Source organism: Mycobacterium sp. NGS24 (genome assembly GCF_059813065.1).
Genome location: NZ_JCALDW010000020.1, coordinates 1 through 15473 on the forward strand (window position 1 = coordinate 1; position 15473 = coordinate 15473).

The window sequence follows — 15473 nt, forward strand, 5'->3', positions numbered from 1 at the left end:
AATGGATCCTCTCCGGTCATGGTGACTACTATAGTAGTCAGTCTAACGGAGGGTGCGACTGTCGTCTTCCTGCTAGGCGGATCGGGCCGACACTTGTGGACAGTCGAAAGAGCCTGTGGATAACCATGATTCAGGTGGTCTCGAAGAGGGGTTGACAGGCGCTGACCGGTGGAGGCCATACGCGCCGTGGCTTATAGTAGGCGACATGGATGCCCCGGATGAAAGAAGCCAGCAGCGCCTCGTTGCGCTGGGAGCAGCCATCACCGAGCTGCGCGAAGCGGCCGGGGAGACCAAAAGCGCGACGGCGCTGGCCACTGGGCTCAACCGCTGGTTTCTCACCGGAGTCGAAGCCGGACAACGCAACATCTCGATTGCCCGGCTCTTCGACATCGCTGACCATTTCGGTGTCACGCCCGCTGCACTACTTAAAGACGTGACTTGAGATGGCTTTCCGCACGCCCCAACCGGGTATGGGCGCTGCCCGGACACGAGCCCACCGGGGACGGTTTCTTGCTGCAACGTGTCAGGACGCCCCGGTAGAATGAAAGTGTGAGTAACGTCAGTCGAGTAAGCGGAGCGGCAGGGCGCTGGCCGGAGTTGTTCGTGGGCCTGAGCGCTGAGAAGCGCCGCGTTGTCAACAACGCGATCGCCAGTAACGTGCTCGAAGGGTGGGAGCCGAGCCGCGCCGACGTCGAGGCCGTTATCGAGGTCGCAACGGGCCGAGCCTGCGCCGAGGACTTCGTGGCGAACCTGCCTCACGGTGAAGAAGTCCGTGGACTGGGCTGACTACTTCTGGCCCGGCACGACGGTTTTGCGCAACAAGCGCGGCATCACCGATGCAGAGGTGCTACGCGAGGTCGAATATAAGGCAGTCGCCGTACGCACCGCCACACTTAACACAGCTCCCATCACCAAAACCTGTGACGCCGAACACCTTCGAGCGTTACACGGTTGGCTATTCCAAGACCTCTACGTCTGGGCGGGCCACTACCGTGAGGTACCGCTGTCGAAATTCACCGAATTCGCTGCCCCGGAACGGATTAGCGAGTGCCTCCAACACGCCGCCGACCTGATCGCCGCCACCAGCTGGCAAGACATTACCGCAGCACATTTAGCAGCAACGATGGCCGAGGTGTACGGCTGGATCAACTACGCCCACCCGTTCCGCGAAGGCAATGGGCGTTCTGGACGTGCGTTTCTGGACGCGGTGGCAGGCCGGGCGGGCCGGTGGTTGGACTATGGTGCTGTCGACCCTCAGGTGTGGAACCAGCGCTCAGCGTTCTCGATGCCTGATTTGGATCAAGATCGGCCTCAACACCATTGGCTGACACCAGTGTTCACGGCGATCACCCGCAGTCTTGATGTCCGCCGGCTTGCACCTCCGGAGAGGATGCCCCAGCGTGACACGGGCTATGACGCGGGGCTTTAATGCAAGCCGGTCCGCGCCTCTGAATCACCAGGGATGCATCGACGCGTGGCGGCTTGGCTCGGCGTTGCTCCGGTCTAGGCTGCTCTCATGTCTGAGACGCACCGCGCGGCCAGGCGAACGGCCCAGTCTCGGCGTCCCGCTAATGATGCTGCCGAGCCGTTTCGCACCTGCACGCGACCTACCGCACATGGCGCACGATGAGCTGGATGACACGCGTCCCGCGTCGAAATCGAGAAGTGAGCGCGAAGGCGCATCGATCATCTTCGTCGACCGGATCGAGCGTCGCGCACCCTCCGTGCCGACCAAGCTCAACGCCGGGTGCCGATCGATAGACCAGGAAAGAGAAGGGTGGACAGCAGACCATGGGAGCCGCCATTACCGACTTGACCACGTTCATCCGGCAACGCCGCGCTGACGTTACGATCGAAGCTGCCCCCGGGGCAGCGCTCGTCGAGTTCGGCGCTGCACGAATGCACTTCGAGACCACCGACAGCTGGCCGTCGCTATCGGGCTGTCGAGAATGGCGCGGAAGCGTACGGATGTCAGCCCTCGGCCACCGCGGCGCCGCCGATGTTGAAGCCGCAGTAGTGCAATTCCTGATTCTGCGCGCCGGATACGAAAGCCCCGCCAAGGTCTTGCCCCAGTTCGGCGATCGCGCCGCCGCATTCGTTGAATTGTTCGACGATCAGTGGCTTGATCCAGCGTTGGACGAAAGCGAGGATTTCGCCGCAGGCATGCCACTTAGCACTGTGCTGATCGTGCTCGGGGCGACCGTAGATAGCGGCCTTCCGCCGGAGTCACGGCTGCGCGCATGGGCCGTGGCCGAAACCGTCCACACCATGTTGCCGACCACCGCCGGTCTTGTCCTGATGCCGGCGCTGCCCTCGGCCACCGCCCCTCGACACATGCTTGTCTCTACCGATCAGATCGACCCTGACTGGGTCCGCATCGGGTGCGCGTCGGTGCCCGGACATGCGCGGTTCTACGGTCGAGCCACCGCGTTCGTTTACCTGGAGGAGGCCCGCGATGCCTTGGCTGGCGTGCGCGACGAACCGATCCGAATCTCCCTGCCCGGCTGAGGGTTTTGATTCCGCACACAAGGGCATCAGTCGTGCTGCGGCACCATAAAAGCTGCGCTACAACGTGGTATTGGCAAGAACCTGTGTCGTGCGTGGAGCCGTGACTGAACTCCCTCTTGCGCCCGGTTATGCGGGGCCGCAACAACAATCAGGCCGGAAAGTTTCGGGCCAATTCCATTCGCGGCCAGCGCCGGTTCCTTCGAAACGTTTGAGTAGGCGGCAGAGCGCTATTCGTCAGGGAGGGGAAAGTAGCGGGTTCTGCGTCGAGAGTCGCGTCCGCCAGCCCCGGGAGTCGGGAGTGTTCCTAGGGTCGACGGACACGACCTGTGGATTTTACACCCGTCCAGGGCAAGCACGGGGCTTAAGCCTGCTGCCTTCTGGTTGTCTCACCTCACCGCTGTCAACATTTATGATGCCGCTACCTACGTGGTGAGCTGAGCAAGGTGTTCGCGACCCATGCGGTTACCGGGCTAGCGCGACGCAGCGCAGCTCGGCTGGAATTGAAAGTCGCGCATCAGGTTTCGCTATCCGGCCGGGATTTGCGGGGGGCGCGGACTCTCGGAGCTTGTTGGCGTTGCAGCGCTTGCAGGGCCTGGGTCAGCGCGTCGGCGCGCTGATCGGCACTGCGCTGAATTTGGTCGATCTGCGCCTCGTGCGCGGCCCGCAGGGCTTCGCGCTCAGCGCCCATGTCGGCCCTTGTCTGCTCAAGCTCGCGGCGGACGGTCTCAGCGGTCTCGTGGGCGAACTGCGCGGCTTGCTCCGCAGCGCTCGTTGCTGCCCGCGCTGCGACAAGCTCCAGCCGGATCGATGCAAGCTGTTCTTGGGCCTGCTGACGTGCGCTCTCGACGGCGTCGAGTTTGGCCTGCAGTTGCGCACGGTCGTCTTCGGCCTGACGACGACTGCTGTCCACATCGGTGCGCAACTGCCCGCTGACCTGAATCTCCCTATTCAGCGCGTCCTCAGCCGCGGCCTTGGCCGCAACCGCCGCGGCGGTGTCGAGCTTGGCGGCCTCGGCCTCGGCGCGGGCCGCTTCGACGGCGCGATCGCGATCGGCCAGCTCCTCGGCATGCTGACCTCGGGCGGTGTCGAGTTGTGTGCGCACCGCGGCGACGGTAGCCTCGGCGTCCTCACGCACGCCCGCCAGTTCGGCAGCCAACTCCTGTGCGACCCGCTCGGTCTCTGCTACCGAATCCTCGGCCACCGCCTCGGCCTCCTGGCGCTCCCGCCGGGCCACCTCAGCGCGCTCCTCAGCCACGCGCGCTGAGCGTTCGGCCGCCGACGCGCGCCGTTCCGCCTCGGCCACCTTGGTCAACGCGTCGCGGTGGGCGTCCTCCACTTCGACGCCCGCGGCCTCGATGTCACTGGCCTCGCGGATAGTGGCGATCGCGGTGTCGAGGAAGTCACGGAACTCGGTGAGCTTGCCAGGGAAATCAGACAGCCGCTGCTCCAACGTCGCCCGTGCCATCGACACCGGCGCCGCTACCGACTGCTCGGTAGCGACCGCGGTCGCCGACTGTCCCGCATGCCGGGCCCGCCACGCATTGACCCGATTGTGCACCGGTGCGCCCTTGGCATCCGCCTGCTCGCAGTACAACGACGGCCGCCCGGTCGCCGAATCGGGCCGCGACGGCCGCGAACACCCCGGGTACCGGCACGGCTGCTGCGCGACTGCGCCAACGTCTTCGCTCATAGCCCCGAGGATACCTTACGTTTCCGCGTAACGCAACGAAACGAAACGCAACGTAACGCAACGGAAAGCCGGAGGCTGGCAATCGGCGGGTGACCGACCCGGGCCGAGGGCCGGGTCCCCACCACCACTACTGACAAGCGAGTTGACCGAACCACTGGACAACGAGCTGCGGCCTCTTCACGGGGGGCCATTAGGTTGCCTGGGGGCGGTCGGGGTGATGGCATGTATCAGAACGCATACTGACCTGTGATTTTGTGTAACTTGTAAGGTACATTGCAAGTTATGAGAACTTCTGCCTTGTTGCCGATCCTGCGGTCACAGCTGCAGGGTGGGCTTCTGGCGCAGTTGTATCTGCACCCGGAAAGCGAATACAGCCTGAGCGAGGTGGCCAAGTACGTTGGGGCGAGCGTCACCGCGGTGCACCACGAGGTTGAACGCTTGGTTGCCGCAGGGCTCGTTGACGAGCGGCGGTACGGCAATATGCGACTGATTAGGGCCGCCCAGAGTCGGCTGACGCGGCCGTTGACCGAACTGCTGGCCTTGACTTACGGGCCGATCGCGGTGCTACCCGACGAACTCGCCGCGGTCCCAGGGATCCGGCAGGCGTACCTCTTTGGTTCGTGGGCGCGCCGCTACGGCGGTGAGCCTGGACCACCGCCCGGCGACGTCGACGTCCTCGTCGTGGGAAACACAGACCTCGATGACCTGGATGAGGCGGCCCGCCGGGTGGAGAAGATCCTGCAGCTTCCCGTGCACATCGTCCGGATCCTGCCTGAGCGGTGGGACAGCCCGGCCTGGGATGACACATTCGTCGCCGATGTGCGCAGCAAACCGAAAGTGCTTATCGCAGTGCGGGATACCGAATGAGGTGGGATCAGGGACGCGAGGTGGTCGAGGCGTTGATCGCCGAGAAGCGCATCGACCAGGTGCACCCGGGTCGAAACGCTGCCGATCGGCTAGTCGATGAAGCTCGCGCGCACCTGAGGTCGGCGGCGCAGATCGCAGACTCCGACGCCGTCGGTGCGTATGCGTTGGTGTATGACGCGGCGCGCAAGGCGTTGGCGGCGGTACTGGAAAACGAGGGGTTGCGGGCCACCAGCCGCGGTGGCCATATCGCGGTGTTTGAGGCAGTCCGCGCCCAGCTGGATCCGCCACTAGGCGGCACTTTGGTGCCTTTTGATCGAATGCGGCGCCGCCGCAACGCGATCGAGTACAGCCCCGAAGGATCGGTTGTCGCCGATGATGTTCGCGAGGATGCCGTCAAGGCGCAGGCGATCGTGGACACCGCGGCACAGGTCCTCGATCAGATGAGCCCGTACCGATAAGGACACGTTGAAATTCTGAACACTACGTCCGCATGCCCACTGTGACAGACCGGCTACGCCGGGTGCGCCGCTGCGCCCTCGCAGGCCGAACAACCGCGTGTACTGCGGGCTGGCCGCTGGCCAGCCCGTGGGTGGGCATCGGTCAGGGTGGCGGGCTGCACGGGTGCTGCTCGGCGGGCCGCAGGTGGTAGCGCGGGTCCAAGGCGCCGGTGTCGTAGTAGGTGTCGAAGACGCCGATGGCTTCCTCGGCAGCGAATAATTCGCTCTCCCAGACCATTTCGGTGCTGTAGGGCAGCTGGATCGTGTTCCGGGCGGTGCCACCCGGGGCGTCGTGTCCGATAACGTAGCGTGTTGATCCTTCCCCGGGCGGGTCGTTGGGGGTGCAGATCTCCAGTGTCATCGCGTCTGCGCGCCCGGCCGCCTGCAGATAGCGCAACGGCCCGGAATCGGGCAGCGGCGTCAAGATCAGGCCCCACAGGCTGGTACCGGTGAAATCGCGCAACCGTGCGAACACGCGGCGGTCGCGGGCAAAGCCGCGGGCGAGTTCGAAGTCGCGGCGGTACCCGTCACTCTCGGCCAGTATCTGCAGGCGGTGAGTCGGGGTGCGGCAGGCCAGATAGTGTCTCGCGGCGTGGGTGGGTTTGCACGACAGCGCTAGGTGCTGAAAGACCCCGTCGGAGTAACCGCTACCGAGGATGGGACCAGAAAAGGGCCCGGTCTCACCTGCAGCGATTAATGCATCAGCAAGCGCGGCCGCCTCGCCGGGGCGGCCGGCGGCGATCAAAGCAAGGATCTGACGCAACTGGTGGCGGGGGCGTGGGTGTACAGATTCCGCGATGAGATCGCCGAGTGCGATCAGGTAATCCGACACCCTCGGATAGCGATCAATGAACTGCGCTGTGACGGAGTCGAACTGATCGATGGTTGCGCGCAGTCCTCCATCAGGGTCGCCCGTATGGCCAGCAGCGATGACGCCCTCGCCGATCGACAACGGATCTGCGGTGAACCCGCCTCGGACTTTGAGGTTAAGTCTGGCGCGCTCACCCCCCAGGTCAGCGCGGGGCAAAAACGCCGCCCACAAGATGTCGTCAAGCACCACGGGTTTGATCCCGGCGCGCCAGCGCAGCTCAGACTGCGCGTCCTCGCTGCTGCGTTCGCGCCAGACGCTGAGCTGGGCCAGATAGATACCCTGGACTCGGTAGGCAATGTCGGCGACGAACCGCAACCCGGAATCTCGGCTAACCCGCTTGAACTGCGCGGCCCACGACTCGGTGACTGTGCTCGACCGATCGGGCCGCGATCTGGCGCTCACTGCGCTAGGTACACATCAACAGGGCCGTTCGCCGACCCCCCGCCACAGATGCCGGCGCCCGCGCCCCCGATCGCGCCTCTCTGCTCGCCCACGCAACCCGCCTGTTCGTCACCGCGCCACCGCGGACCTCCCTACGACATCCTAGTGCCGCACCGGGGCCCGAGGCGCAGACCAACCGCGGGCACTGGTAGCACAACCCCGCAGGCGCACGGAACGGCGCCGAAATGCCAGGAGCGTTGCGGCCGGACGTTAGTTGTCCGGTCTCAGTCTTGTTGTCATCCGCCACGAGGGAAATGCCAAATTCACTGAGACGATTGTGGTCCCGTCCGTCTCACTGAAGCTGTCATTTCCGTAATGGCGAGGTGTGTGCCGGATGGTCGTCACCATCCGGCGAAGCCGAATTGCCGATGACTATCCCGCGGCTGGAGTATGCCTGTAGCCACATCGACCGTGCCGCCGGCAGTCCGTCAGTTATTTTGCGAAAACCGTCAGATACCGAGACAAAACATTAGTTGTTATCGGTCATTAAAAATCCTGTGGGAGAGCGTGTTTGGTCCTTTACTTGACATAAGATAGCTTATCGGCGAAATGCTCTGTGCCACAATATTATTCGCATATACCGTCTCTTAATCCGTTGCCAGAGTTAGATTTGCATGGTCAACGTGGGACCATGCCCAAAGGGGGCGAGACGCTTACGTTGCCGAATGCTATCCTGGTGGGTCGACCTGGACCGGAGTGCTACGTCCGCTCGCTACCCCGGGCGCGCAGTAGGACTGGGTACGGGCAGGTTGGGGCGACAAACGCTCGTGCGCCACAAGGTCTCGGGATAATTGCTCGGCGCGAATTCCGTCACGGTGACGTTATGCTGGCGCACTGCGTTTGCTGGGTGTGGCACGAGCCATGGCGGCGAAAATCGGGACTTATGATGACTTATCCAGTCGCGGACATCCTAGGAACTACTACCGGAAAGGCTTTTGCCGGACCACGGCTACGTCGTCAACGCCCGATGCGATGGCAACAGTTGCGTCCCTCAGCAGCATCGCCCCTTTCGAGGCAGGCTGCCGGCTCCGTGGGTCGACCGGGCTTTGTGGGTGGGGCCTGTCAGAATGAACCAACCTTGTTCTCGTATGCAGGAGGGTCCGTGTCGAGTGTTCTGGTCCCGGCGCGTGACCCAGGGCCGCGTGGCTCCCGCGGCGGGCTGGGTATCCGCAGGGCAGAGGGGTCTGTGGCGGAGGTTCTGGCCGGGGTGCCAGGCTGGTGGGCTGAGCGGGCCGCTGCGGCTGGGCTCGGCGGTAAGTGGTTGGACGTCACGCAGGTCATTGACGGTGTGGTACCGCCAGAACAGTTCATCGCGGCGTCCGGTGCCTTGAAGGGTTCGGCTGAACAGTTGGGCTCGCGTTATGTCTCGGCTCTTCCGAGTCGAGAGCGCTCAGATCACGGACGCCATTACACACCAATGCCTCTGGCGGCTGAGTTGTGGGAGAAGGCGAAGCGGGCGCTGGGATGGAAGCGTGCCCAGCCGCTGCCCGGACTGGTACGAGATCCGGCCTGTGGTGCAGGTGCGTTACTGCTGCCTGTGCTGCGCGAGCATCTGGGCGCGGCGGCGCGCACCGATCCGCAGCTCGTGCTCGCGGCGCTGCCGAACCTGATCGAGGGCATCGACAACGATCCCCATGCTGTATGGCTGGCCAACGTCCTATTAGCTGCCGAAATGCTGCCGATCTTGGCTCTGACTCCCCGAGCACGCCGTCGTCCGCTGCCTGGTTTGGTCCGGGTCGGCGATGGCCTGGCCGAGCAGCGGGACCCGGCGCTGGTGGCGCTGATGAATCCGCCCTACGGTCGAGTGAAGCTCGCCCACACCGAGCGTCAACGCTTCGCGAACTATCTATACGGTCACGCGAACTTGTACGGCCTATTCATGGCTGCGGCGCTGCAATACCTCGAGCCGAAGGGGGTGCTCGCTGCCCTGGTGCCAACCTCATTCTTGTCCGGCCGCTACTTCGAGGCGCAACGAATCGGCTTTGCGGCCAAAGCACCACTGCGGGAGGTGGGGTTCGTCACTGACCGCGCCGGTATCTTCGACGGCGTCCTGCAAGAAACGTGCCTGGCAACCTTCAGTCCGCGCCGAACACGCAAAGTGTCGATCAACACGGTCAACCGCGCGGTCATCGAGATCGCCAAGGTAGCCACTCCGAAGTCCTCTGGTCCGTGGATACTCCCGAGACGCGCCGACGACGCTCCCGCAGCAGCGGCTGCCATCGGCATGCCGATGACGCTGGCCAAAGCGGGATGGAAGGCATCGACGGGCCCGCTGGTGTGGAACCGGCGCAAAGACGACATCACGGAACATCCCAGGACCGGCGCTGTGCCGATACTGTGGGCCGCCGACATCGATGGAGGTGTCATCCATCGTGACCCCGGGCGCGACAAGCAGCGGTACCTAACACTACGCAAAAACGATTGCGCGGTAATGATTCTCGACAAACCCGCCGTCCTCGTGCAGCGCACGACAGCCCCCGAACAAAGCCGTCGACTCGTCCCTGCCGAGCTGTCGAAGCCAATCCTTGACGCATGGGGAGGCGCGGTCGTCGTTGAGAACCATGTCAACGTCCTGCGCCCCACGACAGATTCTCCAGCCCTCTCCTATGCGACGCTGACGCGCGTGCTCGCAACGACAACCCTGGACCGAGTAATGCGCAGCCTGTCGGGCTCGGTGGCGGTGAGCGCCTATGAGCTGGCCGCGATTCCGCTACCCGCAACGACAATCATGGCCAGCTGGGACCAGTTAGCCGGCGACGCCCTGGAGGAGGCCGTCAAACAGGCCTATCGCCCGGTGAGCTCGTGAGCAACCTGCCGCCGATCATAGATCGCGACGAAGCCGAACGGCGCCTGTTAACGATCTTCCCGCGCGCGGCATTCGATACCGCGCTCTCGAGTCGCATAGCCGCGGCAGGTATCACCGCCATGCTGTACACCGGCGCAGTCATCCCAGATGAACAAGAACCCGGGGACGACCACCGGTGGGTATCGCCGGTGATGTGTCTGTGGCTCTCCGATGAGGCTCTTGCCCACCGCTCCGATGACGAACGCGAGCTCTGGTACGCCGCCGCGGCCGGACAGAAGGGTAGGGAGCGGGTAGCCGCGCTGCTTTCGCAGTGGGGGCATGAGCATCACCCCTGGTACGCCAACAACAGCCGAGAGCCACTGCGCGATGAATCCTTGCGGTTGTTGCGCCAGCGCGGCGCGGTCATCTGGCTGCCAGGCAAGCCGCAAAATTACAGCGGACCGCGGTGGGCACTTGCAGGGGCCTTCGCCGCCCTATTCAATCCGGACCTTGGTGGTGCCGCGCTTATCAGCGCAATCGATCAGTGGCGCGAAGATCACCTCGACCCCCTGGAGATGGTGAAGATCAACGTCAACACCAGCATGCAAGCCGCCGCCTCGGCGGTCACCGTAGTCCTCCCACATGACCAATCGGTACGACAACTCGAACCCGGAGTTGCCTCAGCGATCCTCAAGGGCGTCATCGAGCAATGGGCACCCAGCCGGCTCACCGTTCCCGTGGTGGTATCCATCAGCGAGCCGGGCAACAAGCTCTATGTTGTCGACGCTCAACTGCTCGCCGCTGCCGGTATCAGCATCAATGTCAGCACCCTGCTGCCCGACGCGCTCATCGTCGACATCGGCACCAAGCCCGCGCGATTCTGGATCATTGAAGCGGTCGCCACAGACGGCGAGATTAACGAGGCCCGCAAGGATGCGTTGCTGCGGTGGGCCACTGACCAGAAGATCCCAGCGGTCAGGTGCCGCTTTCTGTCGGCGTTCACCTCTCGCAACTCTCCCCCTGCGCGGCGGCGCCTAAAGGATCTGGCAACCGACTCCTTCGCGTGGTTTCTCGACGAACCCTCCCACGAATTAGCCTGGTACGAACTCGAAAAGCACCCGGATTGGTAGTCCAGGCGCTCGGATTCAACCTAGGTGCTCAGGACGCACACGTGCAGCACGCGAGAACGGGTAATTGATGTCAGGACTTCCTCGCAAGCCGGCGTTAGCCTCCCCGGCCCTTTTCCGCGCAGCCTGACCCTCCCCCGCCAATTGCACTGTCGCTCAATGCCAGTCGCTACATGGCGGACGTTACGAAGAAGGACGGCGGTGGCCGTGTCGTCGTCCAACAGGTGCAGAACCGTCCCTTTCACCGAAATGTGGATAGCAGCGGTGCGTACTCGGGGTCGATACGGGTGTCAGCCAGGATGGCCCCCTCGATATGGATGTCCTCAAGCGTGCCGCCCAAAGTCGCGCCGGTGAGATTGGCTCCCCGTAGATCCACGCGCGACAGCCAAGCATTATCAAGTGTCGCTCCGGTTAGGTTCGCACCCCGTAGGTCCGTTACTCCCCGACCCACCATTTCGCAGCCGGTAAGAACGGCCCCGGTAAGATTGGCCCCAGTCAAGACGGCGTCACCGAGTTTGGCGCCGGAAAACTTAGCACCGACAAGCATTGCGCCTTGCCAGTTTGACCCCCGGGCGTCGGCTTCTTGCAGATTGACTGAGATAGCCTGCGCGCCTCTGGCATTGGCCACAGACAGGTTGGCCCGGGGCGCTTCTAGGCGGTTCATTCGCGCTCCGACAAGTTCCGCACCTGCCAGATTGAGTTTTTCGAAGGCGTGAGCATCAGTGAGCAGCGCGTCGGTCAGGTCTGAATTCTCGAAACTGGTACCGCCGAGGTTTGCACCGCTGAGGTTGGCCCCGACTAACCAACAGTGATCCAATACCGACCTGTAGAGGTGTGCACCTCGGAGGTCGGGGCTGAGATAGGCATCACTGCTCGACTTCTGAAGCAGATCCCCGAGGGCACCCGCGATGTGCTCCTGCGCGTCACCTACGTCGACGGTGGAGGGTTGGCGAAGAACTGAGCAGAGGAATTCCAGCGCGTCGTTGCGGATTAAGTGGCGCTGATCTGACCTGGCGAGTGAGCAAAAGGACTCTGCGGCTTGATGTTTGCGGCCGAGGTCGTCGGACTGAAGGTCGCTCAAAACTCTGCGTAGTTGGCTACGGATGTGCATAGGAGCCAATTTTGCCCTGTGGTGGGGACATGGCGGGAAATCCATTGAATTGCGAGGGTAGGCGATCAATGTTTGGGCTTACTCGCGGTAGCCAGGCGGGCCACGTTAGGAGGTGCTGGCCGTGTCGGTGCGCACGACCAGCACCCGGCATTGTCGGCAGCGCCTCGGGTAGTGATAGAGCGGCCTGACGATCTTTCCCGGTTCCGTATGCGCGCCCTAACATCCCCGGCGTAGCCGGCGGCCATGTCAGCCTACGCGGCCTGAGGTCCTCATCGGCCGACTCCTGGCGCGGGTTGATCGCCGCTCACAGCGTCGGTTTCGAGCGGGCCGCGTCCCTCGACCCGGTGGGTCGGGCACGTGAGTGTCGTTTGGGCGCGACAGGAATTACCACTTTCCCGGTGGTTCTAGCCGTTGAGCCAGGGGCACAGGTACGACTCGGGTGTCTGCACACTTCCGTGGTCGGGATCGGCGGTGACCAGAACCACCACGAGGACGATCAACAGGCAGAACAACAAATCGGCCGCGAGAAGCGCCGCGGCGGCGGCTTTAGTCCACCATCGGTGTCGACCGATCAGTACTGCAGCGAGTCCGACGAGCACGGTGATCAATGCCGCGCCGATCAGGGCGGCCAGGGGCCATCCGAGCACCTCGGTAGCGGGCAGGGGCGGCAGCGGTGTACGACAATTGTGTCGGATGACTTCGGCTTCCCACGCGCGATGTTGCCACTGGTAGAAACCGAAGAGCACCGTCGCGATCCCGCACAGGACCGCCGTCGCGACGAACCACGGGCGGGCACGTCGCGGCGGGTCGATTGGTTGTGAGACGGCTTTCTCCATGCGTCCAGGCAAGCCGATCCGCGGGCCGGTGTCACGCGCCGCGTCGCTCCGACGCGCACCGAACCGGTCAACACTTGTCCTGCAAGCACATATGAAGATGGTCAAAAACCCAGCCTTGGCTGGGTGGCAGCCGATACGATTCGGCCTTAGCGGGCACCGCGAAAAGCGAGCGAGTTGCCGATCGAGCACGGGAGATCAGGGGATGCTGGGTGTGTCTTCCCGCCGGCACCCCCACGAGCACACGACATGAGCGGTGTCGACGAGAATCCCCAAGCGACCGAAGAGCTTTGCGTGCAACGTATTTCGGACCAGTGGGCGTTGATCTTCGAGAACAGTGGCGATGCGGCCCAGCTGCGTCACCACCTGAGCGGCAACTGCGCACCGCGGAGGCACATTGAGGTGGCGCGCGTGCGCTCGCGGCGGGCACCCGGCCCCGAGGGCCGCGGCGATGTCCCGGTCCGTATCTACGAACCCCTGAGGGCACACACCAGACCGAGAGGTCACACCGCTCCGCTGGTTGTGTACTTTCACGGCGGGGGCTTTGTGTTGCGCGATCCTGAAGCCCAAGATGCAGCGTGTCGCCGACTTGCCAACGGGGTCGGCGGCGTCGTGGTTGCCGTCGACTACCGGCTGGCACCGCAGAATCGATTCCCCGCCGCAGTCGAGGACGCCTGGTCGGCCACCCGGTGGGCGAGCACGTTCGCGCACCAGCTTGGCTGCGATCCGGATCGCCTGGTGGTGGCCGGTGAAGGTGCCGGCGGCAATCTGGCCGCCGGTGTGAGCCTGCTGGCCCGCGATCGCGCTGGACCGCCGATCGCCTTGCAACTGCTGATCTATCCCATCCTCGACCAGCGCCGCAGACCTACCGCCGCCCCCACCGGCACGCGCCGCCCGGTCGTCACTGCCGAACAGCTGCACTGGTTCAGCGACCAATACCTGCGCAGCGAGGACGACCGGCTCAATCCGCTTGCCTCCCCGATCCTGGCTGACCTGACCGCGTTACCTCCTGCGCACCTGGTCGCCGCCGAGGCCGACCCGCTGCGCGGCGATGGTGACCGATTCGCGCTTCGACTGCGAGAAGCCGGTGTGGCGGTGACGGCGCGAACCTACCCGGGAATGTTTCGCGGGTTCGTCAACCTGCCCGACCGCCTGCCCCGCGTCGAGCGGTACAACGCCGAGATTTACGCCACCGTGCGTCACACCATCGATGACCAGTAGGACGGCTTCGCGTTGCTCACGCCGAGCCGCTGCAGTGAGCGCTTGGATGGGTCACCATTGACCGTATGGACGATTCAGCCGAAGCCGACCTCGCGTGGGACCTCGCTGATCTCGCGTGCACGCTGATCCCTGAGGCAGATCGCGTGCAGCTCTACATCACCATCGGCGCTGGCTACAACTACTCCGCGATCAACACGCTCCTTGGCGCGGTCGGCGGTTCCGACCTGGCCCTCACCGATGCGCTCGCCGCTAGGCTCGACGACTGGCTCAGCAGCTACGCCCACGACAGCGACACACCGCGCCTTCAGGCCCTCATCGACTCCCTGCGCTCAGTCAGCTAATCCGAATTATTTACCGGCCCGCCGATAGGTGGCTCTCCCGCAGGCGGCAACCCTTCAAGGTCGCGCAGGTGATCCAGGAGGGCGGCCACGGCGTGCACCGTTGCGGGACTGAGCCCTGACACTCGTGCCATCACACCGCGCACACCGCTTTCACGCAGCGCTTGCAGCAGAACCAATTCGCTATCCAAGTCCGCGTCGTGGTCGTGATCGATCAGGTACATCGGGGGAACGCCGAAGAACTGCGCGATCGCCTTCAGATGGGTGAGAGTCGGATTGGTTTTGATGCCCTTCCTCAACTGCCACAAATAGACCGGGCTGATCGGAACACCGGTGTGCGTGGTAATCGCTGCGGCGGCCGCGGCGTGGGACAGCACTGGTGCGTTCGGCGCGCGCATCACCTCGAAGCACTCATTGATGCGCGCCGCGAGGCTACCCCTCACCTCGCGCGACTCATTGCCAGGCAAGCCGTTAGATTCCGCGTGGCAGGGAAGGACCGCCGAAGAGCGGGCTGCTTTCGAAGCACTCAGACGCGTCGGCGAGAAGTTCCGCGTCGTTGATCTGGACGGACCCTTGGCTTATCACGAGTTGTCGCGTGGCTCGTTCGCGCCGTGGTAGGCGGCGGTGTGTGCGCCGAGAATTTCGCTGTGAGTCGCCGCGTGCTCGTTAGCTTGGCGTATGACGGCGAGCAGTGCGCCGGCTTTGCCGTTGAGAAAGTGTGCCATCTCGATTTGTCCGCCGGGCGCGTCGAGGCTGTGCGCGCGTGCATGGACTCCGTCGAGAATTTCAGCGCGCAGCCCGCGCAACCGGGTTTGAAGGTGCTGGGATGCTTCGTGGCCGCCGCGAAGGACGTGTTCGAGGTGCTGGTCAGCGGCGGCCCGGGAGGCGTTGAGGTGCGTGATCTCGTCGCTGAGTTGGGTTGCGGCCTGGGCGCCCGGGCCGCTCCACCCGCCCAGCTCGACGGGCACGACGGTGTCGCGGCTGGGCCAGGGTTGAGCCGACAGCGACGCAGGTGAGGGCGCCGCGGTTTCCTGCAGGAGGGCATCAATACTGCGGGTCAACTCCAGGACTTGGTGTTCCCAAAATCCCATGACCGCAAGATTACCGTCGATTGACCGGTGGTGGCCGGGGCGTGGCTGTCGGTGCTAACTTTTGTCCAACGCAGCCCGCATTGGTGGTGGCGC

16 protein-coding genes are annotated in these 15473 nt (G+C 64.1%); 10 read left to right on the forward strand and 6 right to left on the reverse strand.

The window, feature by feature from the left end:
• Window positions 1-205 precede the first annotated feature (205 nt).
• From AC5Y6Y_RS21160 to AC5Y6Y_RS21175, 4 genes are all read left to right on the forward strand, one after another.
• Window positions 206-442: a helix-turn-helix domain-containing protein gene (locus tag AC5Y6Y_RS21160; protein ID WP_499930207.1), complete on the forward strand. Its 237-nt coding sequence runs from the start codon at window positions 206-208 to the stop codon at window positions 440-442.
• Window positions 443-549: 107 nt separating this feature from the next.
• Window positions 550-786, forward strand: a complete 237-nt coding sequence (locus AC5Y6Y_RS21165) for an antitoxin VbhA family protein (protein WP_499930208.1) — start codon at window positions 550-552, stop codon at window positions 784-786.
• Entirely contained in the window at window positions 761-1429 is a 669-nt protein-coding gene (locus tag AC5Y6Y_RS21170; RefSeq protein ID WP_499930209.1) for a Fic/DOC family protein, read from the forward strand. The genes AC5Y6Y_RS21165 and AC5Y6Y_RS21170 overlap by 26 nt, the downstream gene beginning before the upstream one ends.
• Window positions 1430-1812: 383 nt before the next feature.
• Window positions 1813-2508, forward strand: a complete 696-nt coding sequence (locus AC5Y6Y_RS21175) for a hypothetical protein (protein ID WP_499930210.1) — start codon at window positions 1813-1815, stop codon at window positions 2506-2508.
• A 514-nt stretch (window positions 2509-3022) separates the two neighbouring features.
• Here AC5Y6Y_RS21175 and AC5Y6Y_RS21180 read toward each other — a convergent pair.
• Window positions 3023-4198 carry a hypothetical protein gene (locus AC5Y6Y_RS21180; protein WP_499930211.1) on the reverse strand — a complete coding sequence of 392 codons (1176 nt, stop codon included), beginning with the start codon at window positions 4196-4198 and terminating at the stop codon, window positions 3023-3025.
• Between the two features lie 282 nt (window positions 4199-4480).
• Here AC5Y6Y_RS21180 and AC5Y6Y_RS21185 point away from each other — a divergent pair, with 282 nt between their 5' ends.
• Both AC5Y6Y_RS21185 and AC5Y6Y_RS21190 read left to right on the forward strand, forming a co-directional pair.
• Window positions 4481-5065, forward strand: coding sequence for a nucleotidyltransferase domain-containing protein (locus AC5Y6Y_RS21185; protein ID WP_499930212.1), 585 nt, complete (start codon window positions 4481-4483; stop codon window positions 5063-5065).
• A complete protein-coding gene (locus AC5Y6Y_RS21190) occupies window positions 5062-5523 on the forward strand; it encodes a hypothetical protein (RefSeq protein WP_499930213.1) in 462 nt (153 codons plus the stop codon). The genes AC5Y6Y_RS21185 and AC5Y6Y_RS21190 overlap by 4 nt, the downstream gene beginning before the upstream one ends.
• Before the next feature lie 142 nt (window positions 5524-5665).
• On the opposite strand, the gene AC5Y6Y_RS21195 is transcribed toward AC5Y6Y_RS21190, so the two are convergent.
• Entirely contained in the window at window positions 5666-6835 is a 1170-nt protein-coding gene (locus AC5Y6Y_RS21195; protein ID WP_499930214.1) for a hypothetical protein, read from the reverse strand.
• A 1300-nt stretch (window positions 6836-8135) separates the two neighbouring features.
• On the opposite strand from AC5Y6Y_RS21195, the gene AC5Y6Y_RS21200 reads away from it, so the two are divergent.
• A complete protein-coding gene (locus AC5Y6Y_RS21200) occupies window positions 8136-9680 on the forward strand; it encodes an Eco57I restriction-modification methylase domain-containing protein (protein WP_463820495.1) in 1545 nt (514 codons plus the stop codon).
• The gene (locus AC5Y6Y_RS21205; RefSeq protein ID WP_122447305.1) at window positions 9677-10789 is read left to right on the forward strand and encodes a BsuBI/PstI family type II restriction endonuclease; all 1113 of its coding nucleotides are present in this window, start codon (window positions 9677-9679) and stop codon (window positions 10787-10789) included. Before AC5Y6Y_RS21200 ends, AC5Y6Y_RS21205 begins: the two co-directional genes overlap by 4 nt.
• 238 nt (window positions 10790-11027) lie before the next feature.
• On the opposite strand, the gene AC5Y6Y_RS21210 is transcribed toward AC5Y6Y_RS21205, so the two are convergent.
• Together AC5Y6Y_RS21210 and AC5Y6Y_RS21215 are read right to left on the reverse strand one after the other, a co-directional pair.
• Window positions 11028-11867, reverse strand: a complete 840-nt coding sequence (locus AC5Y6Y_RS21210) for a pentapeptide repeat-containing protein (protein WP_168991013.1) — start codon at window positions 11865-11867, stop codon at window positions 11028-11030.
• A 434-nt stretch (window positions 11868-12301) separates the two neighbouring features.
• A complete protein-coding gene (locus AC5Y6Y_RS21215) occupies window positions 12302-12733 on the reverse strand; it encodes a hypothetical protein (RefSeq protein WP_463820593.1) in 432 nt (143 codons plus the stop codon).
• Between the two features lie 246 nt (window positions 12734-12979).
• Between AC5Y6Y_RS21215 and AC5Y6Y_RS21220 the strand changes: the two genes are divergently transcribed.
• Together AC5Y6Y_RS21220 and AC5Y6Y_RS21225 are read left to right on the forward strand one after the other, a co-directional pair.
• The gene (locus AC5Y6Y_RS21220) at window positions 12980-13951 is read left to right on the forward strand and encodes an alpha/beta hydrolase (protein WP_499930215.1); all 972 of its coding nucleotides are present in this window, start codon (window positions 12980-12982) and stop codon (window positions 13949-13951) included.
• 65 nt (window positions 13952-14016) lie between these two features.
• Window positions 14017-14292, forward strand: a complete 276-nt coding sequence (locus AC5Y6Y_RS21225; protein WP_122447309.1) for a hypothetical protein — start codon at window positions 14017-14019, stop codon at window positions 14290-14292.
• On the opposite strand, the gene AC5Y6Y_RS21230 is transcribed toward AC5Y6Y_RS21225, so the two are convergent.
• Both AC5Y6Y_RS21230 and AC5Y6Y_RS21235 read right to left on the reverse strand, forming a co-directional pair.
• Window positions 14289-14756, reverse strand: a complete 468-nt coding sequence (locus AC5Y6Y_RS21230; protein ID WP_499930216.1) for a helix-turn-helix domain-containing protein — start codon at window positions 14754-14756, stop codon at window positions 14289-14291. The genes AC5Y6Y_RS21225 and AC5Y6Y_RS21230 overlap by 4 nt on opposite strands.
• A gap of 114 nt (window positions 14757-14870) precedes the next feature.
• Window positions 14871-15380 carry a DUF4226 domain-containing protein gene (locus AC5Y6Y_RS21235; RefSeq protein ID WP_499930217.1) on the reverse strand — a complete coding sequence of 170 codons (510 nt, stop codon included), beginning with the start codon at window positions 15378-15380 and terminating at the stop codon, window positions 14871-14873.
• Window positions 15381-15473: the final 93 nt, after the last annotated feature.

What these genes read in the sequence shown, in the direction of transcription:
- AC5Y6Y_RS21160 (WP_499930207.1), top strand. Translation starts at nt 206, where the DNA reads ATGGATGCCCCGGATGAAAGAAGCCAGCAGCGCCTCGTTGCGCTGGGA.
- AC5Y6Y_RS21180 (WP_499930211.1), bottom strand. Translation starts at nt 4,198, where the DNA reads ATGAGCGAAGACGTTGGCGCAGTCGCGCAGCAGCCGTGCCGGTACCCG.
- AC5Y6Y_RS21185 (WP_499930212.1), top strand. Translation starts at nt 4,481, where the DNA reads ATGAGAACTTCTGCCTTGTTGCCGATCCTGCGGTCACAGCTGCAGGGT.
- AC5Y6Y_RS21190 (WP_499930213.1), top strand. Translation starts at nt 5,062, where the DNA reads ATGAGGTGGGATCAGGGACGCGAGGTGGTCGAGGCGTTGATCGCCGAG.
- AC5Y6Y_RS21215 (WP_463820593.1), bottom strand. Translation starts at nt 12,733, where the DNA reads ATGGAGAAAGCCGTCTCACAACCAATCGACCCGCCGCGACGTGCCCGC.
- AC5Y6Y_RS21220 (WP_499930215.1), top strand. Translation starts at nt 12,980, where the DNA reads ATGAGCGGTGTCGACGAGAATCCCCAAGCGACCGAAGAGCTTTGCGTG.
- AC5Y6Y_RS21225 (WP_122447309.1), top strand. Translation starts at nt 14,017, where the DNA reads ATGGACGATTCAGCCGAAGCCGACCTCGCGTGGGACCTCGCTGATCTC.
- AC5Y6Y_RS21235 (WP_499930217.1), bottom strand. Translation starts at nt 15,380, where the DNA reads ATGGGATTTTGGGAACACCAAGTCCTGGAGTTGACCCGCAGTATTGAT.